This window comes from Chromatiales bacterium 21-64-14 (assembly GCA_002255365.1).
Classification (GTDB): Bacteria; Pseudomonadota; Gammaproteobacteria; order 21-64-14; family 21-64-14; genus 21-64-14.
The window spans coordinates 417,953-443,421 of record NCBI01000001.1; the positions used below are offsets into that span (position 1 = coordinate 417,953).

Sequence of the window (25,469 nt, forward strand, 5' to 3'; positions counted from 1 at the left end):
GCAGCCGTGGTATCCCCGCGCCGGTCAGGCCCAGTTGACCGCGTCGCGCACGGACTGCGCGTCGTCCGCACCGTGGAGCCACTCGCCACGCAGTGAATTGGGCAGGGCGGCGGTGATCCTCACATCGACGAACCGGCCGATCCACGCCGGGTCGCCGGCAAAATTAACCACCCGATTGTTCCCGGTGCGCCCGGCGAGTTCCCGAGTATCGCGCCGCGCCGGACGCTCCACCAGGATGCGCTGGACACCACCGACCATCCCCTGACTGACCGCGCTGGCATGTTCCTGCAGCCGGGCCTGCAGCCGCGCCAGACGCGCCTTTTTTTCCTCCAGCGACACGTCATCCGGCAACTCCGCCGCTGGCGTGCCCGGCCGCGGGCTATAGAGGAAGCTGAAGGACTGGTCGAAGCCCACGTCCTCCACCAAGTCCATGGTCGCCTGGAAATCCGCCTCGCTCTCGCCCGGGAAGCCGACAATGAAATCCGAGGAGATGAAGAGATCGGGACGCTTGGCACGCACCCGCCGGATGATCTGCCGGTAGTCCTCTGCGGTGTGTTTGCGTTTCATGAGCGCGAGGATCCGGTCCGAACCGCTCTGCACCGGCAGGTGGAGATGCCCGGCGAGGGCCGGCACCGTTGCGTGGACCTCGATCAGCCGCTCGGTCATCTCCAGCGGATGGGACGTCGTGTAACGGATGCGCCCAATGCCGCGCACTGCCGCGACGTACTCGATGAGCAGGGCGAGATCCGCGCTGCCGCCACCATGCAGGGCGCCCCGGTAGGCATTGACGTTCTGCCCCAGCAGGGTCACCTCCCGCACCCCCTGCTGCGCCAGGATCGCCACCTCGGCGAGCACGTCGTCGAACGGCCGGCTCACCTCCTCGCCACGGGTATAGGGCACCACGCAGAAGCTGCAATACTTGCTGCACCCTTCCATGATAGAGACGAATGCGGAAGGGCCAGTAGCACGCGGTTCCGGCAGGCGGTCGAATTTCTCGATCTCCGGGAACGAGACGTCGACCACCGCCACGCGCCGCGACCACACCGAAGCCAGCATCTGCGGCAACCGGTGCAGGGTCTGGGGACCAAAGACCAAATCCACGAACGGCGCGCGCCGGCGCAGGGCCTCGCCCTCCTGACTGGCCACGCAGCCCCCCACCCCAATGACCAGCTGCGGGCGGGTATCCTTCCACTCCCGCCACCGCCCCAGTTGGGAGAACACCTTCTCCTGGGCCTTCTCGCGGATAGAGCAGGTATTCAGCAGCAGCACGTCCGCCTGTTCCGGCGCCGCCACCCGTTCCAGCCCATGCGACTCCTCGAGCAACTCCGCCAGCCGCGCAGAGTCGTATTCGTTCATCTGACAACCGAAGGTCTTGATGTATAGCGTGCGTGCCATTCTAATTCATTGAAGTGTAGAAGTTTTTTACAATACTACGATTGCCGCCCAATTTCCAGCGGACGCACCCGGTCGGCGCCAACCCATTGATCGGAGACCGCGCTGCGCAACCGCGCGGGCGCTCGACGGAGTCTACCCTGGAGGGTAGCCCATATCCTCCAGGCACTGGCCCAGGGCCTCCTCCCAGGGGGGCAGGCACAGACCGAAGGTCTCGCGGAGACGGGTGTTGGACAGCACCGAATAGGCCGGGCGCCGGGCGGGCGTCGGATAGGCGTCGGTGGGAATGGGCACCACCCGCGGGCCCTTCCCGCCATGGGCCGCGGTGCGGGAGAAGATGGCGCCGGCGAACCCGCACCACGTGGTCTCCCCGGCGCAGGTCACGTGGTAGACCCCGGTCCGCTCCGCTACCCCGGCGGCGGGCGCAGCCCCGGCAACCCGGGTCTGAGCCAGCATTTGGGCGGTGGCCTCTGCCACCATCCGGCACCACGTGGGGCTGCCGCGCTGGTCATCCACGACCTTCAATTCGTCCCGCTCCGCCCCCAGGCGCAACATGGTGCGCAGGAAGTTCTGCCCCCGGGCACCGTAGAGCCAGCTGGTACGCAGGATCCAATACGCGCCGCCGACCGCCTCCACCGCCTGTTCCCCGGCCAACTTACCCACCCCATAGGCGTTGGCGGGCCGCGGCGGGTCGTCCTCACGGTAGGGGCGGTCCTGGGCACCGTCGAAGACATAGTCGGTGGAATAGTGGATCAGGGCGGCCCCGGCACGCTTCGCCTCCTCGGCGAGGATTCCCGGGGCATCGGCATTGACTGCCATGGCCAACCCGGTCTCCTCTTCGGCCCGGTCCACCGCGGTGTAGGCGCTGGCATTCACGATCCACTGGGGGTTGAACGCCCGCAGCGCCGCGCGCAGGTGATCGGGCTGCGCCAGATCCAACGCGGGCTGCGTATGCAGACCCAGCGGGCACACCTGGCCCAGCGGCGCCAACGCGCGGCACAGTTCCCAGCCGAGTTGGCCGTCGGGACCAATCAGGAGGATCTTCACGGGGGCTCCCTGCGGAGTATCGGACGCCATGTTCCCTCAGCCGAACTGCGGCAGGCGCTCGGGTGGCCAATCCTGCAGCCGCGGCGCCGCCTGGTCCTTCTCCGACACGCGCGGATCCCGCACCGGCCAGGGGATGCCGAGCGCCGGGTCATCCCACCGCACCGCGCCCTCCGCCTCCGGCCGGTAGACCTCGGTACACTTGTAGGCGAACAGGGCGTGGGGGCTGGTCACGCAAAAGCCGTGTGCATAACCCGGCGGAATGTAGAGTTGGAGATGATTGTCAGCCGACAGCATCACGGCGGTCCAACGCCCGAAGGTGGGAGAACCGGCACGGATATCCACCGCAACGTCATACACCTCCCCTTCCAGCACATACACCAGTTTCCCTTGTCCCTGCGGATGTTGGAAGTGCAGGCCGCGCAACACACCACGGGCGGAGCGCGACAGGTTGTCCTGGACGAAGTCGCCGGGCAGGCCCTGGGACAGGTACCGCTCGCGGTGCCAGGTCTCGGTGAAATAGCCCCGCGTGTCTCCGAACACCCGCGGCTCGACGATCCGCACGCCCTCCAGTTCGGTGTCGGTCACCTTCATAAGGGGCTGCCGCTCTCCACCAGACCCAGCAGATATTGACCGTAGCCGTTGCGCTTTAGGGGCGCGGCCAGAGCGGATACTTGCGCCGCGTCGATCCAGCCCTGCCGGTAGGCGATCTCCTCCGGGCAACCCACTTTGAGCCCCTGGCGTTTCTCGATGGTCTCAATGAAATTGGAGGCCTCCATCAGGGATTCGTGGGTCCCGGTATCCAGCCACGCCACCCCCCGGGAGAACCGCTCCAGCGTGAGTTGCCCCTTGGACAAATAGAGGTTGTTGATGTCGGTGATCTCCAGTTCCCCGCGCCCCGACGGACGAAGCCCGGCGGCCATGTCCAACACTTGGTTGTCATAAAAATACAGGCCGGTGATGGCGTAGTGGGAACGCGGGCGCGCCGGTTTCTCCACCAGCCGGACCACACGGTCCTGGTCGTCGAATTCCGCGACGCCGTAGCGCTCCGGGTCGCGCACCCAGTAGCCGAACACCGTGGCACCCACGGCGCGCTCGCGCGCGCGCTGGATCAGTTCCGTCATGCCGTGGCCGTAGAAGATGTTGTCACCGAGGACCAGCGCGCAACGGTCCGTACCGATGAACCCCCGGCCGATCACGAACGCCTCCGCCAGCCCCCGTGGCTCGGGCTGCGCCGCGTATTCAATGCGGATGCCCCACTGGCCACCGTCCTGCAGGAGCTGCCGAAACAGGGGTTGGTCCTGGGGCGTCGTGATGATCAGGATCTCGCGGATCCCGGCCAGCATCAGCGTAGACAGTGGATGATAGATCATGGGCTTGTCGTAGACCGGCAGGAGCTGTTTGCTGACCACGTGGGTGATCGGATACAGGCGCGTACCCGCGCCCCCCGCCAGGATGATGCCCTTGATCTGACCGTGGCCCGCCGTCATCACACCCCCGACCTGCCGCTGTGGCCGCCTCAACCGCCACCGCGGGTGGCTGCACCCGACGGGACAGCGTCCGCGCCGCCCAATCCAAGGCGCTCGCCGCGATACTTCCCATCCCGCACCCGTTCCCACCACTCGTGGTTGGCAAGATACCACTGCACCGTCTTACGCATCCCGGTCTCAAATGTCTCGCGGGGCCGCCAGCCCAGTTCGCGTTGGATCTTGCCGGCGTCGATGGCGTAACGTCGGTCGTGCCCGGGGCGGTCGGCGACGAAGGTGCGTAGTTGTTCATGGGGCCGGTGCGGCGAGTCCGGAATCAGCTCATCCAGTAGTCCACAGACCACTTGGACCACCTGCAGATTGGTCCGCTCGCAGTCACCCCCGATGTTATACGTCTCCCCCACACGTCCCGTTTCCAGCACTTCCAGTAGGGCCCGGCAGTGATCCTCCACGTACAACCAATCCCGTACGTTGCCACCATCGCCATAGATAGGCAGCGGCCGCCCGGCGCACGCGTTCAGGATCAGCAACGGGATGAGCTTTTCCGGAAACTGGTAGGGCCCATAGTTGTTGGAGCAGTTGGTGGTGAGGGTCGGCAACCCGTAGGTATGCTGAAACGCCCGCACCAGATGATCGGAGGCGGCCTTGGAGGCCGAATACGGGGAGTTGGGGGCGTAGCGGGATTCCTCGCTAAAACGCCCGTCCGTACCGAGAGAACCATAGACCTCGTCAGTGGAGACATGGAGAAAACGGAACTCCGCGCGTTCCGGCTCGGACAGGCCGCGCCAGTGTTCGAGCACCGTCTCCAACAGGGAGAGCGTGGCCACCACATTGGTCTGAATGAAGGCCGCCGGCCCGTCGATGGAGCGGTCCACGTGGCTCTCGGCGGCGAAGTTGACCACCGCGCAGGGCCGGTACTGGGTCACCAACCGTTCTACCAGCGCGCGGTCACCGATATCGCCGTGCACAAAGACGTGACCGGGATGATCCCGCACCGGTGCGAGCGTTTCCTGGTTGCCCGCATAGGTCAGGGCGTCCAGGTTGACGACCCGAAAATCCCCCCGCTCCATCAGGTGCAAGACGAGGTTCCCGCCGATGAAGCCGGCACCACCGGTGATCAGCAAGGTCTTCATTTTCGCCCGGAGACCCTGTCCTCGGATGCTGCCGGCTCACCTGGAGACGGGCGCCCCGGTGCCGCGCCCGAGGCGCCGTGCCAAGTCATTCTAAAAAGGAATGTCGTCGTCGAATTCCGCCGCGGTCGCACTCGCCTTGGGTTGCACCGCCGCGCCGCGCTCCTCCGGTTCCGGCGCCGCTTCATAGCTTGCACCGGAGGAACCGCCACCACGCCCGCCAAGCATCTGCATTTCGTTGGCAACGATCTCGGTGGTATACCGGTCGCGCCCGTCCTTATCCTGCCACTTGCGGGTACGCAGACTACCCTCCACGTAGATTTGGGAACCCTTCTTCAGATATTCGCCGACGACCTCCGCCAAGCGGCTGTAGAACACCACGTTATGCCACTCGGTACGCTCCTGCTTCTCGCCGCTCTGCTTGTCCTTCCAGGACTCGCTGGTAGCGATGGTGACATTAGCCACCGCGGACCCGCTCGGCAGGTAGCGAACCTCGGGGTCCCGCCCCAGGTTGCCCACCAGAATGACTTTGTTCACACCCCGCGCCATATCGTCCTCCTGAGTTCGATCTCTTCCCTGATTGAACGCCGGGTCCCGGTGCTGCCCGGCCCGCGCCGTTGCGGATGGAACGCCGGTTTTCCCGACCCCCGCCCCTTCCTTCGTCCCTGAGTCTACGCCCGCGCCCCGGAGAATTCACTCAAGGCGGCCTCGTCCAAGGCGTCCCCGTCCACCTTCAGGTACGCCACGCCCTCGGCGGCTACCACGACCACTTCCACCACGCCAGGCACTTGGCCCAGACGCTGCGCCAGGAGGTCTGCCTCCTGTTCGTTGATTTTCCCGACGTTCAGCAGTTTGCTGTTCAGGTAGGTGGGGGGCTGCATGGTGGCGGCCACCAGGAACCAAGCCAGGGCCACCAGGGCGGTGAAGCCGAATACCCCCGCCAAGCTGTAGTGGCCGTACAGCCAGCCCCCTGCGGTACCCCCCACGAAGATCCCGAAGAATTGGGAGCTGGAGTAGACCCCCATGGCGGTACCCTTGGTATCCGCCGGCGCCACTTTGGAGATCAGCGATGGCAGGGTCGCCTCCATCAGGGTAAAGGCAGTGAAGAACACGATCAGGGCCGCGGTGGCACCCACCAGGCTGGCGTGCCACTGCATCAGCGCCAGTTCGGCACCGGCCAGGGCGGCGATGGCTCCCAGAAACACGCCCTTCATGTGGTGGCGCTTCTCCGCCAGGATGATAAACGGCACCATGGCAAATACGGAGACCACCAGCACCGGCAGATACAGATACCACTGGTGCTGCACATCCAAGTGCGCGGCGTCCCGCAGGGCCAACGGCAACGCCACGAAGCTCGCCGTCAGGATCAGGTGCAGGGCGAAGATCCCAAAATCCAGGCGCAGCAACTGCGGGTCCGTCAGCACCCGGGCGAACAGGGCGGGGACTGGCTCGGTATCCCGGTGCCGGCGGCTCTTGGCGGGCCGGGGTACGGCAAAGCGCAGGATTCCGATCCCCCCGATGGCCAGCACCGCGGTCAACCAGAAAATGCCGGATACCCCGATCCAGATACTGAAGATTGGCCCCAGCACCACCGCCAAGGCGAAGGAGAAGCCGATGGTCATCCCGATGACCGCCATGGCCTTGGTGCGGTGCTCCTCCCGGGTCAGGTCCGCGCCGAGGGCCAGGATGGTGGAACCCACCGCACCCCCTCCCTGCAGGATGCGCCCCAGGATCACGCCTTGGATGCTATGGGAAAGGGCAGCCACGACGCTGCCTGCCGCGAAGATCAACAGGCCCGTGGCGATGACCGGTTTGCGGCCGAGACGATCGGAGATCATGCCGAATGGGATCTGGAAGATCGCCTGGGTAAGCCCGTAGGCGCCCAGGGCAAGCCCGATGGTGGTTGGGGTGGCGCCGCGCAGCCGTTCCGCGTACACCGAGAACACCGGGTAGATCATGAATAAGCCCAGCATCCGAAACGAGAATATCCCCGCCAGGGAAAATGCGGCGCGTCTCTCGGCCGCGCTCATCCGGCCTGCGGTGCTGGCAACTCGTTGCTCCACGCTCGGCGCCTCTTTTTTGATTCGAATCGGAAAAGGCCCGTATAATAACAGGTTCCCTTGCACGCGGAAAATGGCATGGACACGATCCGGATCCGGGGTGCGCGCACCCACAATCTCCAGGCGATCGATCTCGACCTGCCGCGGGACCGGCTCATCGTCATCACCGGTCTGTCGGGCTCCGGGAAGTCGTCTCTGGCCTTCGATACGATCTACGCCGAGGGACAGCGCCGCTACGTGGAATCCTTGTCGGCGTATGCCCGACAATTCCTGTCCATGATGGAAAAGCCTGACGTGGACCACATCGAAGGCCTATCTCCGGCGATTTCCATCGAGCAGAAGTCCACATCCCACAACCCCCGGTCCACCGTAGGTACCATTACCGAGATCTACGACTACCTGCGACTGCTCTATGCGCGCGCCGGGACCCCCCGCTGTCCCGTGCACAACATCGTGCTGGAGGCGCAGACCGTGAGCCAGATGGTCGACCAGGCGCTTGCCCTTCCGGAGGGCACCCGTGTGATGCTGTTGGCGCCGGTAGTACAGGACCGCAAAGGAGAACGGCTACAGCTCCTGGACGAGCTGCGCGCACAGGGGTACCTGCGCGCGCGCATCGATGGCGTCGTGGCCGAACTGGACCACGCACCGGAGTTGGATCTGAACCGCAAACACACCATCGAGGCGGTGGTGGACCGCCTTCGGGTGCGCGGCGACCACGCCCAACGCCTGGCGGAATCCTTCGAGACCGCCATCGGCTTGTCCGACGGCCTGGCCCGAATCAGCTTCATGGACGAACCGGAACGGGAGGAACTGGTGTTCTCCGCCCGCTACGCGTGCCGGTCCTGCGGTTATAGCCTGAGCGAGCTGGAACCGCGGTCGTTCTCCTTCAACAATCCGGCGGGCGCATGCCCGGCCTGCGACGGACTCGGGGTCACGCAGTTCTTCGACCCGGAGCGGGTGGTGGCCCATCCGCATCTCAGTCTGGCCGGTGGCGCGGTGCGTGGCTGGGATCAGCGCAACGCCTACTATTTCCAGTTGATCAACGCCCTTGCGCGCCACTACCACTTCGATATCGATACCCCGTTTGATGCCCTCCCGGAACACATCCGCGCGGTGGTCCTGTTTGGAAGTGGTGACGAACAGATCGAATTCGTCTACCCCGGCGACAAGGGACGCGGACACCGCCGGCGCCAACACGCCTTCGAGGGCGTTCTGCCCAACATGGAGCGCCGCTACCGAGAGACCGAATCCAGCGCAGTACGTGAGGAACTGTCCCGGTATCTGGCCACGCGGCCATGCCCAGACTGCCAGGGAACTCGGCTGAACCGGGCCGCACGTCACGTATTCGTGGCCGATCGATCACTCCCGCAGATCACTGCGACGCCGGTAGGTGACGCGCGGGACTTCTTCGCGAGCGTGCAACTGCCGGGGCGCCACGGCGCCATCGCCGATCGGATCCTGAAGGAAATCCGCCAGCGACTGGATTTTCTGGTGAACGTAGGCTTGGACTACTTGGCCCTGGACCGCAGCGCAGATAGTCTCTCCGGCGGCGAGGCCCAGCGCATCCGCCTGGCAAGCCAGATCGGCGCCGGGTTGGTGGGCGTGATGTATATCCTGGACGAACCGTCCATCGGGCTGCATCAGCGGGACAATCAGCGCCTGCTCAACACCCTGACCTATCTTCGTGATCTGGGCAACACGGTGATCGTGGTGGAACACGACGAGGAGGCGATCCGCAGCGCGGACCACGTAGTGGACATGGGCCCGGGAGCTGGCGTACACGGCGGGCGGGTCGTGGCGCAAGGCACCCCACGGGACATAGAGCGGGATCCGGCCTCGCTGACTGGACAGTATCTCTGCGGACGCCGGACGATACCGGTGCCGGCACTGCGGACACCTCCGGATCCGGCGCGCACGATATCTGTGCGCGGTGCCTGTGGCAACAACCTCAAGAATGTGGACTTAGACATCCCCCTGGGCCTATTCACCTGTGTCACCGGCGTGTCGGGCTCCGGGAAATCCACCTTGATCAACGATACCCTGTACCGGCTGGCGGCGCGCGTACTCAACGGCAGCGCCGAGAACCCCGCTCCGTACCGCGAGGCTCTCGGCTTAGACCTGCTCGACAAGGTGGTCGATATCGATCAGAGCCCGATTGGACGCACTCCCAGGTCTAATCCCGCCACGTACACCGGTTTGTTCACGCCGATCCGGGAACTGTTTGCCGGCACGCCAGAGGCCCGCGCCCGCGGGTACGGCCCCGGGCGATTCAGTTTCAACGTCAAAGGCGGGCGTTGCGAGGCCTGCCAAGGAGACGGCGTCCTCAAGGTAGAGATGCACTTCCTGCCGGATATCTACGTACCGTGCGATGTCTGCCGTGGGAAACGTTACAATCGGGAGACGCTGGATATCCGGTATAAGGGAAAGAATATCCGCGAGATATTGGAAACCACGGTGGAAGACGCGCTCTGCGCCTTCGACGCCGTCCCGACCATCAGCCGCAAACTCCAGACCCTGATGGATGTGGGGCTGTCCTATCTCAAACTGGGACAGAATGCCACCACACTCTCCGGGGGCGAGGCGCAGCGGGTCAAGCTCGCCCGGGAGCTGTCCAAACGGGATACCGGCAACACCCTATATATATTGGACGAGCCCACCACCGGACTGCATTTCCACGACATTGAGCAGCTTCTGGGTGTGCTCGCGCGGCTGCGCGACCGGGGCAACACCGTGGTGGTGATCGAACACAATCTCGATGTCATCAAGACTGCGGATTGGGTCATCGATCTGGGCCCCGAAGGGGGCGACGGCGGGGGGAGGCTGGTGGCGACAGGAGTCCCAGAGGAGATCGCCCGTCACCCCGACTCCCATACCGGGCGCTTTCTCAAGCGCCTGCTGGACTCCAGCCGGCAGGGCGGCGACCTGCGCACCGGCTGATCCCGTATCTCAGACCCTCATCGTACTGCCCGGCGCACTAGGCCGCGCTCGGTCCAGAATGACCGACACCGAACTCCCGAGGTATCCAGACACGTATTGCTCGTCGACCGGGAACACCTCATCAACCTCCTGTTGAAGCTGCTACATACACCCAGCCCTATTAGGGCACTGCGACCAGATTGTCCATTTCTCCCGCGAGCACCTCGGCCCGCCCGCGACCGCATCGACATGGCAACGCGTCCTGGACTTCCGATCCAACACAAACAAGCCCCGTGGACCTCATCGCGGATTGTGGTCCCCGGTGATCGTCACCTCATCCCCGACGGTAATCCCCAGCCGCTGGTCGGACCGACCGCCGTTGACGGCGATCTCCACAAGGCCGTTGGCATTCTCATACCAGAACGCCTGTCCGGGCGCGACGTCTGAAAATGTGCGCACGCGGTTCAACCGGTGGCCACGTACTTCCACCTGGGCACCGCTGTCCAAAACACATGCGCGGGTCCCAGTCAACGCGTTTCCGAAGTGGTCGACATAAACGACCCGCGCCAGATCGGTGGGCCAGTCCTGCCGCGGAGCTGCGCCGGTGACAATCAAGTCACCCGGCGCTGAATCCCCCCGGGCCAATCGCGCCGCAACCGGCGCAAACAAATCCCGCCCGTGGAATGACGGGGACACGCGCGCCGGGCGCCAAGTGATCTCCCACCATTGCCGATGGCGGGCGCGAGACGCCACAACATCGAGCAATCCGTTATCCGGGCCGACAAACCAACGCCCATCCGCACGCAGCACGACGGGGCGCCGCACACCCCCGACCCCGGGGTCCACCACGCATAGAAACACGCTGTCCAACGGCCAGCCCACCGCATAGGCGGCCAAGAGATAGGCCGCCCCTTGGGGATCGAAGGGCGGGACGTCGGCGCACAGATTCAGCACCGGAATCCCCGGCGCGTCCTGGCACAGAACCGCCTGCATCTGCCCGATATACGGCCCTTCGAGGCCGAAATCCGTGAACAAGACGATCATGGGCGCGAGGATCCAACGCTGACCATTCGACCGGGACCGTAACACGAACCGCCGGAAGAAATACCATACTGGCAAAATACCGGGAGGCCAAGACGGTAACCCCGGTGTTCGTCGCGAGTGTCTTTAGCCACCCCGGCCGCATCGGGTTCACGACGAGCTGAGGAATAACGCCGGGCTATAGGAGCACCGTCCTGCAATGCGTGGGTTTGCCGACGGCACGCCTCGAACTGGAGGGGCGTACTTTTGGTGGACAATGGGCGGCACTCGCGAATTTTCCAGCCACGAGCCGCTATAGGTCCGGAAAAACGAAACGCCGAGCATTGCCCGGCGCTTAGTCGAATCCGTGCCACGCAGAGGGACTTACTCGGCAGCAGGGCTCTGGGTCAGATCGGGACGGTCCACCAGTTCCACGTAGGCCATCAACGCACTGTCACCAGCACGGAAACCGCACTTCAACAGCCGCAAATAACCGCCCGGACGCTCCTTGTACCGGGGTCCGATTTCGGCGAACAGCTTGGTGACTACCGCCCGATCCCGAAGACGATCGAAAGCGAGGCGCCGGTTGGCCACCGTGTCCTGGCGGGCACGGGTGATCAGCGGCTCCACCACTCGCCGCAACTCTTTGGCCTTGGGCAACGTGGTACGAATGACTTCGTGGCGCAGCAGGGAAACCGCTTGATTACGCAGCATCGCTTGGCGATGGCTGCTGTTGCGGCTCAACTGCCGGCCTATGTTACGGTGTCGCATTTCGATATCCTTCGGTTCAAGGTTCCGATAACGCAGCGTCTAGGCCGATACCTTTTCCCGGTCCTTGTCGAGGTCCTTCAACCCCGGCGGGGGCCAATTCTCCAACCGCATCCCAAGAGAAAGCCCATGGGACGCCAGTACGTCTTTGATCTCCGTCAGGGATTTCTTGCCCAGGTTCGGCGTCTTGAGTAACTCGACTTCGGTGCGCTGAATAAGGTCACCAATGTAGTAGATGTTCTCGGCCTTCAAGCAGTTGGCAGACCGGACGGTAAGTTCCAGATCGTCCACTGGACGCAGAAGAATCGGATCGATTTCTGCTTCCTGCTTCTGCGGACGGGAATCCTCCTTACCTTCCAGGTCCACGAACACCGAGAGCTGGTCCTGAAGAATGCTGGCCGCCCGCCGGATCGCTTCTTCCGGATCGATGGTCCCGTTGGTCTCGATGTCGATCACGAGCTTGTCCAGATCGGTCCTCTGTTCGACGCGCGCGCTTTCCACACTGTAGGTCACGCGGTAAACCGGGCTGAAGGATGCATCAAGCTGGAGCCGGCCGATCGGACCGCTCTCCTCCTCTCCGACGACACCTCGCACGGCTGGCCGGTAACCGCGGCCCCGGACGATCTTCAGGCTCATATTGAGTTCACCCGCCTTGGTCAGGTGGGCGATTACATGGCCTGGATTCACGATTTCGATGTCGTGATCGAGAACGATGTCGCCAGCGGTCACCACGCCCGGACCCTTCTTCTTGACGTTAAGCGTGGCCTCCTCGCGAGCATGCATCCGAATCGCCAATCCTTTCAGGTTCAGCAGGATCTCGATCACGTCCTCCTGCACACCCTCGATAGTGGTGTACTCGTGCAGGACGCTATGGATCTCGACCTCAGAGACGGCACAGCCCGGCATGGAGGATAGAAGAATGCGTCGCAAGGCGTTGCCCAGAGTATGGCCAAACCCCCGCTCCAGCGGCTCCAGCACAACCTTTGCGTGCCTGTCGTTGATAACCTGGATGTCGACCAGGCGCGGCTTCAGAAATTCAGATACAGAGCCCTGCATGGAAAGCCCCTCGCGGTCCGTTTACTTGGAGTACAACTCAACGACCAGATGTTCGTTGATGTCGGCCGGAAGATCGCTACGCTCCGGGCGAGCCTTGAATACCCCTTCCATTTTCTTCGCGTCAACCTCTATCCACCCGGGAAATCCACGCTGCTGCGCAACATCCAGCGCCGCTTGGATCCGCAACTGAGACCGGGTCTTTTCATTGACCGCCACCACATCCTTAGGCTGGACCTGGTATGACGGGATGTTGACCCGGACCCCGTTCACGGAAATTCCGTTGTGACGCACCAGCTGGCGTGCCTCGGTACGGGACGCCGCAAAGCCCATGCGGTACACCACATTGTCGAGGCGGCCTTCCAGCGCCTGCAACAGGTTCTCACCGGTAGAACCCTTACGCTGCGATGCCGCCGCGTAATAGTTGTGGAATTGGCGCTCCAGGACTCCATAGGTACGCCGCAACTTCTGCTTCTCACGCAGCTGGGTCGCATAATCAGAGAGTCGCGACCGGCGGCGCTGGCCGTGCTGACCCGGAGGAAAGGGGCGAGTCTCGATCGCGCACTTGCTCGTGTAGCACTTTTCGCCCTTGAGAAACAGCTTGACCCCTTCACGGCGGCACTGACGGCATCTTGGTCCGATATTTCTAGCCACGGCAACTCCCCGCTCTAAACACGACGCTTCTTCGGCGGACGACACCCATTGTGCGGGATCGGCGTCACGTCGCTGATACTGCTGATCCGGAAACCGGCGGAATGCAGGGCTCGTACCGCGGACTCGCGCCCGGGCCCCGGTCCCTTTACCCACACTTCCAGGTTCTTTACGCCAAACTCCTGAACCACCGCACCGACCCGCCCGGCGGCAACCTGCGCGGCGAACGGCGTGCTCTTGCGGGACCCCCGGAAACCTGACCCTCCGGAGGTCGCCCAGGCCAGGGTGTTCCCTTGCCGATCGCTAATGGTGATGATCGTGTTATTGAAGGATGCATGGATGTGTACCACTGCATCCACTACGTTCCTTTTGATTTTCTTCCGCGTACGCGGACTCGCCTTCGCCATGCCTTGAGTTCCTCAGTTCCACGCCACGGGGACGTGGCCAATCCAATCCTATCCGCGCCTGCGACTGCGCAAACCGCGACGACGCTACTTGCGGATGGCGCGCCGGGGTCCCTTACGGGTCCGGGCGTTGGTGCGCGTGCGCTGGCCACGAAGCGGCAGCGAACGCCGATGCCGCACCCCACGGTAGCAGCCAAGATCCATCAAACGTTTGATGTTCATGGAAACTTCCCGCCGCAAGTCGCCTTCCACACGCTGCTTGCCGATCTCCGCACGCAGGGCATCCAATTCACCCTCGGTGAGATCCTTGACCTTCCGGTCGGGCTGCACACCGGCGGCCGCGCAGATCCTGCGCGCGAGTTCACGCCCGACACCATAAATCGACGTGAGCGCGATCACCGTATGCTTCTGCACCGGGATGTTGACACCTGCAATACGGGCCATAAGCTAATTTCCCTACAAAATCATGGACTAATAAGATTGCGAACCGTTTATGATATCCCTAGGGACTCACAAAATCAATCCGTGCTTTCCTCAACCCTGGCGTTGCTTGTGTCGAGCATTGGTGCAAATCACCCGCACCGCGCCGCGGCGGCGGATGACCTTGCAGTTGCGGCACAATTTCTTTACCGACGCACGTACTTTCATGTTCCTCTCCCGTGTCCCGGCGCCTGATCCGCAGCGGGGCGTGGTATCCAGGGGCTCAGCGCAGCGCGCCGGCCCGGCCGTGGCCCTTCAGGTTCGACTTCTTCAACAGACTTTCGTATTGGTGGGACATCATGTGCGCTTGAAGCTGTGCCATGAAATCCATCAACACCACCACGATGATCAACAGCGACGTCCCGCCGAAATAGAACGGCACGTTCCAGTAAACGATCAGAAATTCCGGCAATAAGCACACGCCGGTGATATAGATGGCGCCGGCCAGGGTAAGACGGGTCAGCACCGAATCGATGTAACGCGCAGTCTGATCGCCGGGTCGGATTCCCGGGATAAAAGCCCCGGATTTCTTCAGATTATCCGCCGTCTCCTTGGAATTGAACACCAGGGCGGTATAAAAAAAGCAGAAAAACACGATCAGCAGCGAATAGAGTGCCACATAAATCGGCTGCCCCGGACTCAGCAAGGACGTGAAATTCTGTAACCAAGCCATGCCTTGCGCGTGCCCAAACCAACTTCCCAGGGTCGCTGGAAATAGAATCAGGCTTGACGCAAAGATCGGCGGGATCACGCCCGACATGTTCAACTTTAATGGCAGATGACTACTCTGCGCGGCATAGAGCTTCCGTCCCTGTTGGCGCCGCGCATAGTTGACCGGGATACGGCGTTGCCCGCGCTCCACGAAGATCACAAAACCGGTTACCACTATCGCCAAACCGAACAACAACAGCACGCCGAAAACATTCATCTCGCCGGTACGCACCAGCTCCAGAGTCCCACCGATCGCCGATGGAAGACCGGCGACGATACCGGCGAAAATAATCAAGGATATTCCGTTGCCGATCCCGCGCTCAGTGATCTGCTCGCCGAGCCACATGAGGAACACCGTCCCCCCCACCAGGGTCGTGGCCGCGGTAATCACGAAACTGGGGCCGGGCGCCACCACCACGCCCTGGTTCTGCAAGGCGATTGCGGCACCCACCGCCTGAAATGCGGCCAGGCCCACCGTGCCGTAGCGGGTGTACTGGGTAATCTTGCGCCGGCCCGCCTCGCCCTCTTTCTTCAACTGCTCCAACGCCGGGACTACCGAGGTCATCAGCTGCAGAATAATGGAGGCCGAAATATAGGGCATAACCCCCAGCGCAAGAATACTCAGCCGCTTCAGGGCCCCACCGGAAAACATGTTAAACATGTCCAGGATAGTGCCCTTCTGCTGGTCAAACAGATGCGCCAGCGCCGCGGGGTCTATCCCCGGTACCGGGATAAAAGATCCGATCCGGAATACCACCAAGGCGCCCAGAACAAACAGCAGGCGCTGACGCAACTCCGTCAGACGGGTGATATCGCCAAGGGCACCGCCGATGCTGGTACGGGAAGTAGCCACTAGTCCTCGATCCGACCGCCTGCTGCCTCGATTGCGGCGCGCGCTCCCTTCGTCACCCTCAGGCCCCGCACCGTCAGCGCCTTGCTGAGTTCCCCGCTGGCGATCACCTTGGCGCGGAGTACGGTGCGCGCAAGCACATTGGCGGCCTTCAAGGCTGCCAAGTCCACCACATCGCCGTCCACCTTGGCGAGCTCATGCAAACGAACTTCGGCTACCCGCGCAGCGGTGCGCGAGGTAAAGCCGACCTTGGGCAAGCGGCGTTGAAGCGGCATCTGGCCACCCTCGAACCCCACCTTGTGGAAACCCCCGGCACGCGCTTTCTGGCCCTTATGTCCGAGCCCTGCGGTTTTGCCCAGACCCGAACCGATGCCACGTCCGACCCGCTTCCGGGGCGTCTTGCTGCCCGCTGCGGGCTTGATGTCGTTTAGGCGCATGGTCAGGCTTCCTCGACCTTCAGGAGGTACGACACCTTATTAATCATCCCACGGTTCTCCGGGGTGTCCTTGATGGTCACGCTCTGGTGCCTGCGCCGCAATCCAATGCCATGGGCGGACTCCCGATGGCCCGGAAGGCGACCGTATAGGCTACGCAACAACGTGACTCTGATCTGCTTCTCCGCCATGACTACCCCCGGATTTCCTCGATCGTCTTGCCGCGCTTCGCAGCGATGTCTTCCGGCGAAAACGTCTGCGTCAAACCGCGGATAGTGGCACGCACCACGTTGAATGGATTGCGTGAACCGAAGCTCTTGGCCAGAACGTCTCGAACCCCGAGGACTTCCAGGACTGCGCGCATCGCGCCGCCTGCAATGATGCCGGTGCCCTCGGATGCGGGCTGCATATGCACCCGGGCGGCTCCATGACGGGCGTTGACCGGATAATGCAGCGTACTCCCGTTCAAAGGAATACTGCGCATGTTCTTGCGTGCGCCCTCCATTGCTTTCTGAATCGCCATCGGCACCTCGCGAGCCTTACCATGGCCGAAACCAACCTTGCCGTTCCCGTCGCCCACCACGCTCAGAGCGGAAAAACCAAACTGCCGGCCGCCCTTCACGACTTTGGCTACGCGGTTCACCACGATCAGCTTCTCGAGCAGATCGTCGCCACCGTGCGTTTCGCGATTTGCCATTACAGCCCGCCTTCTCTTCGATAACCAGCTCGATAAACCGCCGTTACCGGCGCCCGTATCCTGTCCTGTAAATGCTAGAACTCGAGACCACCCTCACGTGCCGCATCCGCCAAGGCCTTTACCCGGCCGTGGTAACGAAATCCGGCGCGGTCGAAGGCAACCCGAGTGATCCCGGCCGCCTTGGCCTTTTCTGCGATCGCTTTGCCCACCGCGCTTGCCGCGGCCACGTTCCCAGTAGATGTCAAGGACTCACGGACCGCCTTTTCCAAGGTGGAAGCGCTAACCAGCACTTCTGAGCCATCCGGCGTGAACACCTGCGCGTAGATATGGCGCGGCGTGCGATGCACGCACAACCGATGCATACCGAGCTCGCGAAGCTTCGCCCGCGTGCGCCGCGCACGACGTTGACGTCCGACCTTCTTATCCGCCACTACCATTCCGACCATCGTACCGCTCCAACCAGTATTACTGGGCTCGGCCATCGGCCGCAGGCTTACTTCTTCTTTCCTTCTTTGCGGACGATCACTTCGCCCACATACCGCACACCTTTCCCCTTGTAAGGCTCTGGGGGACGCAATGAACGGATCTTCGCGGCCACCGCGCCTACCTTCTGCTTATCGATACCCTTGATCACAATCTCAGTCTGGCTCGGTGTGTCGATACTGATGCCGTCTGGTATCGGTAAATTTACCGGATGGGAGAATCCAAGCGTCAGGTTTAAAATTTTGCCCTGCGCCTGAGCGCGGTACCCAACCCCTTCCAACGCCAGCTTTTTCTCGAACCCAAGCCTGACCCCGGTCACCATATTGCTGACCAAGGCGCGCATGGTCCCCGCCAACGCATCGGAGTTGTCATACCCCTTCTTCGCCGCCAGCCGCAACTCGTTTTCCTCGTGGCTGATAGAGACGGCTTCGTGCAACACGAGCTCCAGGAGCCCCTTGGGGCCCTTGATGGACACGCATCGACCCGCCAGCGAAACGTTGACACCGGACGGCACAGGAACAGGTTTATCGGCAACTCTAGACATCGAAGGATCTCTGCATCAAGCCACTACACACAAGACCTCGCCCCCGTGCCCAGCGGCACGAGCAGCGCGGTCGCTCATGACCCCCTGCGGAGTCGATACAATGGCGATCCCAAGTCCCGCGCGCACCCTGGGAAGATCGCCCTTCCCCTTGTAAATGCGCAGTCCCGGTCGACTCACTCGATCAATCGACTCGATCACCGGCCGGCCCATGTAATACTTGAGGACCACTGTAAGCGTGGGTTTCCCGTTCTCTTCCTGCCTCGTATAACCGGCGATATACCCTTCGTCCTTCAGCACATCGGCGATCGCCGCTTTGACCGTGGAAAACGGCATACGCACTTCCTTCTTTCCGGCGGACTGTCCATTCCGGATGCGGGTCAACATATCAGCAATCGGGTCGGTCATCGTCATCGTTGCGTACCTGATATATGGGGGAAGTCCAGCACGGTTAGGTGCAAACTAGTCACCGTCACCAACTCGACTTCACCAATCCTGGGATGTCACCACGCATGGCGGCTTCCCGCAATTTGTTCCTGCCGAGACCGAATTTCCGGTAGTAACCGTGCGGCCGACCGGTCAAGCTGCACCGGTTACGCAAGCGCACCGGGCTTGCATCCCGCGGCAGCTGTTGAAGCTTAATCCGCGCAACTTGTTTCTCCTCCTCGCTCACGCCGGGATCGCGAAGGGTCTCTTTAAGCGTAGCGCGCTTCTGGGCATAGCGCTTCACAATCCGCTTCCGTTTCGTATCACGCCCTACTACTGAGGTCTTAGCCATAGGTTCTAACTCTCAATTCCGGAACGGAAAGTGGAACGCCGCTAGCAGTGCCTGACCCTCTTCATCGGTACGGGCAGTCGTCGTCACCGTAATGTCGAGGCCCCGCATGGCGTCAATCTTTTCATACTGAATTTCCGGGAAAATAATCTGCTCCCGTATACCCAGGCTGTAGTTCCCGCGGCCATCAAAGGCCTTTGCGCTGAAGCCGCGGAAATCCCGGATGCGCGGAATCGCGACATTCACCAAACGATCGAGAAACTCGTACATGCGGTCCCGGCGCAGGGTCACCTTGACGCCAACCGGCCAACCCTCACGCAGCTTAAATCCGGCGATGGATTTACGTGCCCGCGTCACGATCGGCTTCTGACCGGAGATCAGGGCAAGATCCGCACTCGCGTTCTCAACCAGCTTGCGATCGCCCACCGCTTCGCCGACACCCATGTTCAACGTTACCTTGGTGATCCGTGGGACCTCCATGGCATTCGTGAAGCCGAAACGTTCCGTAAGTTGCGGAACGACGGTATTGCGGTAGTAATCCTGCAGTCTGCTCATGCCGCCCACCGACCCTTACAGGTCCACAACTTCGTTGTTGGACTTGAAATAACGCACCTTGCGCCCGTCTTCCAGGGCTCGTATGCCGACCCGATCACCCTTTTTGGTCACCGGATTAAAGAGCATTACATTTGAGATATTGAGGGGTGCCTCCCGCTCAATGATCCCGCCGTTCGTGCCGCTTTGCGGATTAGGCTTCTGGTGCTTCTTTATGATGTTGGCGTTTTCCACTACGACCTGCCCTTCCGGAAGAACCCGAAGCACGGTCCCGCGGTGACCACGGCTCTTACCCGCGGTCACAATGACTTCATCGCCCTTCTTGATTTTGCGCATAGCCCGTTCTCCAGATCTACAGCACTTCCGGTGCAAGCGAAATAATTTTCATGAACCGCTCCGTGCGCAGCTCCCGGGTTACGGGCCCGAATATGCGGGTCCCGATAGGCTGGAGCTGGTTTGTCAGGAGCACGGCCGCGTTGGTATCGAACCGGATCAGGGAACCATCGGCCCGGCGCACACCCTTGCGGGTGCGCACGACCACCGCGCTGTACACCTCTCCTTTCTTGACCTTCCCACGGGGGATAGCGTCCTTCACGCTGACCTTGATAATGTCGCCGATCCGCGCATAGCGACGCTTGGATCCGCCAAGGACCTTGATGCACATAACCTGGCGGGCGCCACTGTTGTCCGCCACATTCAATATCGTCTGCATCTGAATCATGATCGTGCACCAACTCGCGATTATTGCGTCCGGCCCACGCGCAAAAGTTGCGCGTGGGCCGGGCTCTAGGCCACTACTGCGCCCGGCGCAGGACCTTCACCAGCCGCCACGCCTTGGTCTTCGACAGTGGACGGCACTGTTCGATCATCACCACGTCACCCTCATGACATTCGTTGTTCTCGTCGTGCGCATGGAGCTTGGTGGAGAGTCGTACGTACTTTCCATAAACAGGATGCGGGACCATCCGGTCAACCACCACGGTAACGGTCTTATTCATTTTGCTGCTCTTCACCCGACCGGTGACCGCACCTGTGGACTTTACTTCCTCGCTCATGCTTGGTCACCCACCATCGGATGTTCATTCAGCACGGTGTGGATGCGCGCGATGTCACGCCGCACCTTGCGCAGTCTGTCGTTTTTCGACAGCTGCCCCGTGGCCTTTTGCATGCGTAGGTTGAACTGCTCACGCAGCAACCCTAGCAACTCGTCTCTGAGCTCTTTCCTGCCCTTGGTACGCAGATCGTTCGCTTCCATCACAGCACCGTACGAATCACAAACGCTGTCTGAACCGGCAGCTTGGCGGCGGCAAGGCGAAACGCCTCACGGGCCTCGTCCTCGGTGACGCCTTCCATCTCATAGAGCAGCCGACCCGGCTGTATCCTGGCCACCCAATATTCGACATTACCCTTTCCGTTGCCCATTCGCACCTCCAGAGGCTTACGGCTCACCGGCAGGTCCGGGAATACGCGGATCCATACCTTGCCACCGCGTTTTACATGACGCGTAATGGCCCGGCGAGCCGCCTCGATCTGACGGGCCGTAAGCCGACCACGGCTCACCGCCTTGAGGCCGTACTCGCCAAAGCTGACCTTATTCCCGGTGGTCGCAACCCCGCGATTACGGCCTTTGCTTTGCTTACGGAACTTCGTACGCTTGGGTTGCAGCATCTCGCCCGTACTCCAGTTTCAATTCAGCTCGCGGTAGCCTTTTCGGTTGCCGCTTCATCGCCCTGTTTGCCGTACTCGAGGATCTCGCCCTTGAATATCCACACCTTGACACCGATAACACCGTAGGTGGTGTGTGCTTCCGCTAACCCGTAGTCGATATCCGCCCGCAAGGTATGGAGCGGCACACGGCCTTCTCGATACCACTCACGGCGGGCGATTTCAGCACCGTTAAGTCGGCCCGCCACGTTGATCCGGATACCCTCCGCACCAAGACGCATCGTGTTGGTCACCGCGCGCCGCATGGCACGCCGGAACATGATGCGGCGCTCCAACTGCTGGGCGACACTTTCGGCAACGAGTTGGGCATCCAGCTCGGGCTTGCGAATCTCCTCGACGTTCACGTTGACGGGTATACCCATCATCGTCGCCAACTCTTTACGCAGCGCTTCTATATCCTCCCCCTTCTTCCCGATCACAATACCGGGTCGCGCGGTGTGGATAGTGATGAACGCGTTACGCGCTGGGCGATCGATCTGGATCCGGCCGACGGATGCGTGCGCCAGCTTCTTCTTGAGGAAGCCGCGTACCTTAAGGTCGGTATTCAGAAACTCGGCAAAATGCTTTGTGTCCGAATACCATCTGGACGTCCAGTCCTTCACGATCCCGAGCCGGAACCCGGTTGGATGTACTTTCTGGCCCATTTCGCCTGCTCTACCTTTGTCGATGGGCGCCCAAAACGCGCCCGCTAGTCATGCGGATCAGCTGTCGCCCACTGTCACGGTAATATGACTGGTCCGTTTCTCGATTCCCGTGGCACGCCCTTTGGCACGTGCTTGCCAGCGGTTCTGGGTGGGACCTTCATCCACCCAGATCGCGGCCACCTTCAGTTCGTCGACGTCCGCGCCTTCATTGTGCTCCGCGTTGGCGATCGCCGATTCCAGGACCTTCCGTACCAGACGTGCTGCCTTTTTGGGACTGAAGCCCAAGGTATTCAAGGCACGGTCCACCGGAAGGCCACGGATCTGATCCGCCACCAAGCGGCACTTTTGCGCGGAAATCCGCACGTAACGCAGTTTCGCTTCTACTCGCATCATTGTATCCCGCTACTTGGCCTTACGGTTTCCCGTATGCCCCTTGAACGTCCGGGTCACCGCGAACTCGCCCAGCTTATGGCCCACCATGTTCTCGTTGACCAGGATCGGCACATGCTGCCGACCATTGTGAACAGCGATCGTCAACCCAACCATGTCGGGCAAAATCATCGAGCGCCTCGACCAGGTCTTGATCGGTCTCTTGCTGCTCGTGGCACGGGCTTCATCCACCTTCTTCACAAGGTGGAGGTCCACAAAGGGTCCCTTCTTTACCGAACGGGGCACGGATCTATTCCTCTAACCTTGATGGTTACTATTTGCGCCTGCGGACAATCATATTGTCTGTCCGCTTGTTGTACCGGGTCTTGTAACCCTTGGTGGGCATGCCCCATGGCGAGACCGGATGGCGGCCGCCGGAAGTCCGGCCCTCGCCACCGCCGTGCGGATGGTCCACCGGATTCATGGCGACACCGCGCACCGTAGGCCGGATACCACGCCAGCGCTTTGCTCCAGCCTTGCCGAGGGAGCGCAGATTGTGTTCGCCATTGCTCACTTCACCAATGGTGGCACGACACTCAACCATGACTTTCCGCATCTCACCGGACCGCAAACGCAGCGTACAGTGCCCACCTTCACGTGCCATGAGCTGAACCGAAGTCCCCGCGCTACGCGCGATCTGCGCGCCCTTGCCGGGCTTGAGCTCGATGCAATGGACCTGGGTACCGAGCGGGATATTTCTCAAGGGCAGGCTGTTCGCGGTCTTGATCGGCGCATCGGGCCCGGAGACGACCTCCATTCCAGGGGTCATTCCCTTCGCAGCAATGATATAACGTCGCTCTCCATCCCGATACAGTACCAGCGCGATATGCGCGCTCCGGTTGGGATCGTATTCGATGCGCTCAACCCGAGCGGGAATACCATCCTTGTCCCGCTTAAAATCGACGATCCGGTAGCGCTGCTTGTGCCCCCCACCCTGATGACGCGTGGTGATACGGCCTTGATTATTGCGCCCGCCAGTGCGTAGCTTCTTGCCAACCAGCGGCGCGTGGGGTTCACCCCTCCACAGCTCGACCCCCACCACTTTGACCACAAAGCGGCGACCCGGCGAGGTTGGTTTTACCTTGACGACTGCCATCTCGATCCCCTTACTCCGTATCCGTCACGCCGTTTACCGGGCTTCCATGAAATCAATGTCATGGCCGGGTTCCAGCGTCACGTACGCCTTCTTCCAGTTGGAACGCCGCCCCGTGCGCTGACCGGACCGCTTGGCCTTACCCTGGACGTTAGCGATCTGCACGCCACTCACCTTCACCTGGAACATCAGTTCAACGGCCTGTTTGACCTCAGGCTTGGTTGCGTCGGTAACCACCTGGAACACAAACTGGCGGTGGCGATCCGAGAGCCGGCTGGCCTTTTCTGAGACCACTGGGGCGAGCAGCACCTTCATCAAACGTTCCGCACTCATGCCAGCCACTCCTCCAGACGGCGTACCGCGGCCACGGTGGTCAGCACATGATCGAAGCCCACCAAGCTTGCCGGATCAACGCCAGCGACGTCGATAACCTCCACATGGGGCAGATTGCGGGCCGCTAGGTAGATGTTCCCATCCACCTCTTCGGCCACTACCAGGATGCTGCCGACAAGTCCCAGAGTCTGCAAACGCGCCCGCAGGTCCCGCGTTTTGGGTTGCGTTATGCCGAGATCCTCCACTACTACCAGCCGCTCCTGACGCACCAGTTCCGAAAGGATGGAACGCATGGCCGTCCGGTACATCTTGCGGTTGACCTTTTGGCCATAGTCGCGCGGTCTGGCCGCGAAGGTGGCGCCACCACCGCGCCATAGTGGGCTGCGTGTGGTACCAGCCCGGGCGCGCCCGGTGCCCTTCTGCCGCCAAGGCTTCGCGCCGCCACCGCTGACGTCGGATCGGTTCTTTTGCGCGGCTGTCCCTGACCGGGCGCCCGCGAGATAAGCCACCACGACTTGGTGTATCAACGGCTCGTTGAACGGGCTGCCAAACGCGCTCTCGGATACCTCCAGCTTGGCACCCTTGGCGGAATCGTGGACGGCAAGATTCATCACCCTTTCTCCTTCCCACGCTGTTTCACCGCCGGGCAAACCATCAGGTCGCCGCCCCGTGCACCGGGAACGGCGCCCTTGACCAACAGAAGATTGCGCTCGGCATCCACACGGACGACTTCAAGGTTCTGCATGGAGCGGCGCACGTTGCCCAGATGCCCGGACATGCGCTTACCCTTGAAGACGCGCCCCGGCGTCTGACGCTGCCCGATGGAACCGGGAGTACGGTGCGACAGGGAGTTGCCATGGGTGGCGTCCTTCATGGCGAAATGGTGGCGTTTTACCGTGCCGGCAAAGCCCTTGCCGATGGACGTTCCAACCACATCCACCCGTTGACCCGCCTGGAATACGTCGACCTTTAACTCCGTGCCGGCCGCCAACTCCTGGCCCTCGCCTTCCTCAAGCCGGAACTCCCAAAACCCGCGGCCCGCCTCTACTCCCGCCTTGGCCAAGTGACCGGCGATGGGCTTGGTAACCCGGGACGGTCGCCGTGTCCCCGTAGTCACCTGCACCGCGCGGTAGCCATCGACCTCCGGCGTCTTGATCTGCGTAACCCGATTAGGCTCCACTTGGATGACGGTCACAGGCACGGAAACCCCCTCGTCCGTAAAGACGCGGGTCATTCCAGCCTTCCGACCTATCAGACCGATTGTCATCTCGAACCTCGTAGTCCAGTTGCCGCGCAGGGAGCGTGTAACTCGCGCCCACGCGCATCTTCTCTAGTTCAGTTTGATCTGCACGTCCACGCCGGCCGCAAGATCGAGCTTCATCAAGGCATCAACCGTCTTGTCGGTCGGCCCTACGATGTCGAGCAGCCGTTTGTGGGTACGGATCTCGTATTGATCCCGCGCATCCTTGTCCTTATGCGGCGAGGTCAGCAAGGTCCAACGCTCCTTCTTGGTCGGAAGCGGGATAGGCCCCCGAACCTGTGCTCCCGTTCGGCGTGCCGTTTCCACGATTTCGCGCGTCGACTGATCGATCAGCCTATGATCGAAAGATTTCAGCCGGATCCTGATTCTCTGGTTTGTCGCCATCGTCATAAAGCCTTGGATGCTGGGTTAAAACGCCGCCGTGCACGGATCGGGTAGTTCACTCGATCACCTTGGCCACGACCCCGGCGCCCACCGTGCGGCCGCCCTCGCGGATCGCAAACCGCACCCCTTCCTCCATCGCAATCGGCCCGATC

General features: G+C 62.0%; 38 protein-coding genes. 1 reads left to right on the plus strand and 37 read right to left on the minus strand.

What is annotated here, in order from left to right:
* Positions 1-24: 24 nt before the first annotated feature.
* The 7 genes from B7Z66_01940 to B7Z66_01970 form a co-directional block, all read right to left on the minus strand.
* Positions 25-1,395, minus strand: coding sequence for a tRNA (N6-isopentenyl adenosine(37)-C2)-methylthiotransferase MiaB (locus B7Z66_01940; GenBank protein OYV78321.1), 1,371 nt, complete (start codon positions 1,393-1,395; stop codon positions 25-27).
* 132 nt (positions 1,396-1,527) lie between these two features.
* Entirely contained in the window at positions 1,528-2,469 is a 942-nt protein-coding gene (locus tag B7Z66_01945) for a dTDP-4-dehydrorhamnose reductase (GenBank protein ID OYV78322.1), read from the minus strand.
* A gap of 6 nt (positions 2,470-2,475) precedes the next feature.
* A complete protein-coding gene (locus B7Z66_01950) occupies positions 2,476-3,030 on the minus strand; it encodes a dTDP-4-dehydrorhamnose 3,5-epimerase (protein ID OYV78323.1) in 555 nt (184 codons plus the stop codon).
* Complete coding sequence (locus B7Z66_01955) at positions 3,027-3,905, minus strand: glucose-1-phosphate thymidylyltransferase (GenBank protein ID OYV78409.1); 879 nt, start codon at positions 3,903-3,905, stop codon at positions 3,027-3,029. Before B7Z66_01955 ends, B7Z66_01950 begins: the two co-directional genes overlap by 4 nt.
* 50 nt (positions 3,906-3,955) lie before the next feature.
* Positions 3,956-5,056 carry a dTDP-glucose 4,6-dehydratase gene (locus B7Z66_01960; GenBank protein OYV78324.1) on the minus strand — a complete coding sequence of 367 codons (1,101 nt, stop codon included), beginning with the start codon at positions 5,054-5,056 and terminating at the stop codon, positions 3,956-3,958.
* A 90-nt stretch (positions 5,057-5,146) separates the two neighbouring features.
* Positions 5,147-5,602, minus strand: coding sequence for a single-stranded DNA-binding protein (locus tag B7Z66_01965; protein ID OYV78325.1), 456 nt, complete (start codon positions 5,600-5,602; stop codon positions 5,147-5,149).
* Between the two features lie 122 nt (positions 5,603-5,724).
* Positions 5,725-7,116: an MFS transporter gene (locus B7Z66_01970; GenBank protein OYV78410.1), complete on the minus strand. Its 1,392-nt coding sequence runs from the start codon at positions 7,114-7,116 to the stop codon at positions 5,725-5,727.
* 75 nt (positions 7,117-7,191) lie between these two features.
* On the opposite strand from B7Z66_01970, the gene B7Z66_01975 reads away from it, so the two are divergent.
* On the plus strand, positions 7,192-10,050 hold the full coding sequence (locus B7Z66_01975) for an excinuclease ABC subunit A (GenBank protein ID OYV78326.1): 2,859 nt from the start codon (positions 7,192-7,194) through the stop codon (positions 10,048-10,050).
* A gap of 279 nt (positions 10,051-10,329) precedes the next feature.
* Here B7Z66_01975 and B7Z66_01980 read toward each other — a convergent pair whose 3' ends face one another.
* From B7Z66_01980 to B7Z66_02125, 30 genes are all read right to left on the minus strand, one after another.
* Entirely contained in the window at positions 10,330-11,073 is a 744-nt protein-coding gene (locus B7Z66_01980; protein ID OYV78327.1) for a hypothetical protein, read from the minus strand.
* Positions 11,074-11,433: 360 nt separating this feature from the next.
* Positions 11,434-11,820, minus strand: a complete 387-nt coding sequence (locus tag B7Z66_01985) for a 50S ribosomal protein L17 (protein OYV78328.1) — start codon at positions 11,818-11,820, stop codon at positions 11,434-11,436.
* A gap of 39 nt (positions 11,821-11,859) precedes the next feature.
* Entirely contained in the window at positions 11,860-12,873 is a 1,014-nt protein-coding gene (locus tag B7Z66_01990) for a DNA-directed RNA polymerase subunit alpha (protein OYV78329.1), read from the minus strand.
* 21 nt (positions 12,874-12,894) lie between these two features.
* Positions 12,895-13,524, minus strand: a complete 630-nt coding sequence (locus B7Z66_01995; GenBank protein OYV78330.1) for a 30S ribosomal protein S4 — start codon at positions 13,522-13,524, stop codon at positions 12,895-12,897.
* 14 nt (positions 13,525-13,538) lie between these two features.
* The gene (locus B7Z66_02000) at positions 13,539-13,928 is read right to left on the minus strand and encodes a 30S ribosomal protein S11 (protein OYV78331.1); all 390 of its coding nucleotides are present in this window, start codon (positions 13,926-13,928) and stop codon (positions 13,539-13,541) included.
* Positions 13,929-14,012: 84 nt separating this feature from the next.
* The gene (locus tag B7Z66_02005; protein ID OYV78332.1) at positions 14,013-14,369 is read right to left on the minus strand and encodes a 30S ribosomal protein S13; all 357 of its coding nucleotides are present in this window, start codon (positions 14,367-14,369) and stop codon (positions 14,013-14,015) included.
* Between the two features lie 90 nt (positions 14,370-14,459).
* Positions 14,460-14,573 carry a 50S ribosomal protein L36 gene (locus B7Z66_02010; protein OYV78333.1) on the minus strand — a complete coding sequence of 38 codons (114 nt, stop codon included), beginning with the start codon at positions 14,571-14,573 and terminating at the stop codon, positions 14,460-14,462.
* Between the two features lie 55 nt (positions 14,574-14,628).
* Positions 14,629-15,969, minus strand: a complete 1,341-nt coding sequence (locus B7Z66_02015; protein ID OYV78334.1) for a preprotein translocase subunit SecY — start codon at positions 15,967-15,969, stop codon at positions 14,629-14,631.
* Entirely contained in the window at positions 15,969-16,403 is a 435-nt protein-coding gene (locus B7Z66_02020) for a 50S ribosomal protein L15 (protein OYV78335.1), read from the minus strand. Before B7Z66_02020 ends, B7Z66_02015 begins: the two co-directional genes overlap by 1 nt.
* Positions 16,404-16,405: 2 nt before the next feature.
* The gene (locus B7Z66_02025) at positions 16,406-16,591 is read right to left on the minus strand and encodes a 50S ribosomal protein L30 (protein OYV78336.1); all 186 of its coding nucleotides are present in this window, start codon (positions 16,589-16,591) and stop codon (positions 16,406-16,408) included.
* A 2-nt stretch (positions 16,592-16,593) separates the two neighbouring features.
* Positions 16,594-17,097, minus strand: coding sequence for a 30S ribosomal protein S5 (locus B7Z66_02030; GenBank protein OYV78337.1), 504 nt, complete (start codon positions 17,095-17,097; stop codon positions 16,594-16,596).
* Positions 17,098-17,171: 74 nt separating this feature from the next.
* Positions 17,172-17,534, minus strand: coding sequence for a 50S ribosomal protein L18 (locus tag B7Z66_02035; protein OYV78411.1), 363 nt, complete (start codon positions 17,532-17,534; stop codon positions 17,172-17,174).
* Positions 17,535-17,590: 56 nt separating this feature from the next.
* Positions 17,591-18,124, minus strand: a complete 534-nt coding sequence (locus B7Z66_02040) for a 50S ribosomal protein L6 (protein OYV78338.1) — start codon at positions 18,122-18,124, stop codon at positions 17,591-17,593.
* A gap of 15 nt (positions 18,125-18,139) precedes the next feature.
* On the minus strand, positions 18,140-18,535 hold the full coding sequence (locus B7Z66_02045; GenBank protein ID OYV78339.1) for a 30S ribosomal protein S8: 396 nt from the start codon (positions 18,533-18,535) through the stop codon (positions 18,140-18,142).
* Between the two features lie 58 nt (positions 18,536-18,593).
* Positions 18,594-18,899, minus strand: a complete 306-nt coding sequence (locus B7Z66_02050; protein ID OYV78340.1) for a 30S ribosomal protein S14 — start codon at positions 18,897-18,899, stop codon at positions 18,594-18,596.
* A gap of 12 nt (positions 18,900-18,911) precedes the next feature.
* Positions 18,912-19,451, minus strand: a complete 540-nt coding sequence (locus tag B7Z66_02055) for a 50S ribosomal protein L5 (protein ID OYV78341.1) — start codon at positions 19,449-19,451, stop codon at positions 18,912-18,914.
* 15 nt (positions 19,452-19,466) lie between these two features.
* A complete protein-coding gene (locus tag B7Z66_02060) occupies positions 19,467-19,784 on the minus strand; it encodes a 50S ribosomal protein L24 (protein ID OYV78342.1) in 318 nt (105 codons plus the stop codon).
* A 16-nt stretch (positions 19,785-19,800) separates the two neighbouring features.
* Positions 19,801-20,169, minus strand: coding sequence for a 50S ribosomal protein L14 (locus tag B7Z66_02065; protein OYV78343.1), 369 nt, complete (start codon positions 20,167-20,169; stop codon positions 19,801-19,803).
* A gap of 73 nt (positions 20,170-20,242) precedes the next feature.
* Positions 20,243-20,503 (minus strand): 30S ribosomal protein S17, encoded by a 261-nt coding sequence (locus B7Z66_02070; GenBank protein ID OYV78344.1) that lies wholly within the window; start codon positions 20,501-20,503, stop codon positions 20,243-20,245.
* Positions 20,500-20,703, minus strand: a complete 204-nt coding sequence (locus B7Z66_02075) for a 50S ribosomal protein L29 (protein ID OYV78345.1) — start codon at positions 20,701-20,703, stop codon at positions 20,500-20,502. The genes B7Z66_02070 and B7Z66_02075 overlap by 4 nt, the downstream gene beginning before the upstream one ends.
* The gene (locus tag B7Z66_02080; GenBank protein OYV78346.1) at positions 20,703-21,116 is read right to left on the minus strand and encodes a 50S ribosomal protein L16; all 414 of its coding nucleotides are present in this window, start codon (positions 21,114-21,116) and stop codon (positions 20,703-20,705) included. Before B7Z66_02080 ends, B7Z66_02075 begins: the two co-directional genes overlap by 1 nt.
* Before the next feature lie 23 nt (positions 21,117-21,139).
* On the minus strand, positions 21,140-21,817 hold the full coding sequence (locus B7Z66_02085; protein OYV78347.1) for a 30S ribosomal protein S3: 678 nt from the start codon (positions 21,815-21,817) through the stop codon (positions 21,140-21,142).
* A gap of 57 nt (positions 21,818-21,874) precedes the next feature.
* A complete protein-coding gene (locus B7Z66_02090) occupies positions 21,875-22,207 on the minus strand; it encodes a 50S ribosomal protein L22 (protein OYV78348.1) in 333 nt (110 codons plus the stop codon).
* Positions 22,208-22,219: 12 nt separating this feature from the next.
* Positions 22,220-22,492, minus strand: coding sequence for a 30S ribosomal protein S19 (locus B7Z66_02095; GenBank protein OYV78349.1), 273 nt, complete (start codon positions 22,490-22,492; stop codon positions 22,220-22,222).
* A 28-nt stretch (positions 22,493-22,520) separates the two neighbouring features.
* Positions 22,521-23,342, minus strand: a complete 822-nt coding sequence (locus tag B7Z66_02100; protein OYV78350.1) for a 50S ribosomal protein L2 — start codon at positions 23,340-23,342, stop codon at positions 22,521-22,523.
* Positions 23,343-23,375: 33 nt separating this feature from the next.
* Positions 23,376-23,672: a 50S ribosomal protein L23 gene (locus tag B7Z66_02105; GenBank protein ID OYV78351.1), complete on the minus strand. Its 297-nt coding sequence runs from the start codon at positions 23,670-23,672 to the stop codon at positions 23,376-23,378.
* Positions 23,669-24,283, minus strand: coding sequence for a 50S ribosomal protein L4 (locus tag B7Z66_02110; GenBank protein ID OYV78352.1), 615 nt, complete (start codon positions 24,281-24,283; stop codon positions 23,669-23,671). Before B7Z66_02110 ends, B7Z66_02105 begins: the two co-directional genes overlap by 4 nt.
* Complete coding sequence (locus tag B7Z66_02115; GenBank protein OYV78353.1) at positions 24,283-24,939, minus strand: 50S ribosomal protein L3; 657 nt, start codon at positions 24,937-24,939, stop codon at positions 24,283-24,285. Before B7Z66_02115 ends, B7Z66_02110 begins: the two co-directional genes overlap by 1 nt.
* A gap of 63 nt (positions 24,940-25,002) precedes the next feature.
* Positions 25,003-25,317 (minus strand): 30S ribosomal protein S10, encoded by a 315-nt coding sequence (locus B7Z66_02120; protein ID OYV78354.1) that lies wholly within the window; start codon positions 25,315-25,317, stop codon positions 25,003-25,005.
* 55 nt (positions 25,318-25,372) lie between these two features.
* A partial coding sequence (locus tag B7Z66_02125; GenBank protein ID OYV78355.1) for an elongation factor Tu occupies positions 25,373-25,469 on the minus strand: 97 nt, incomplete at its 5' end.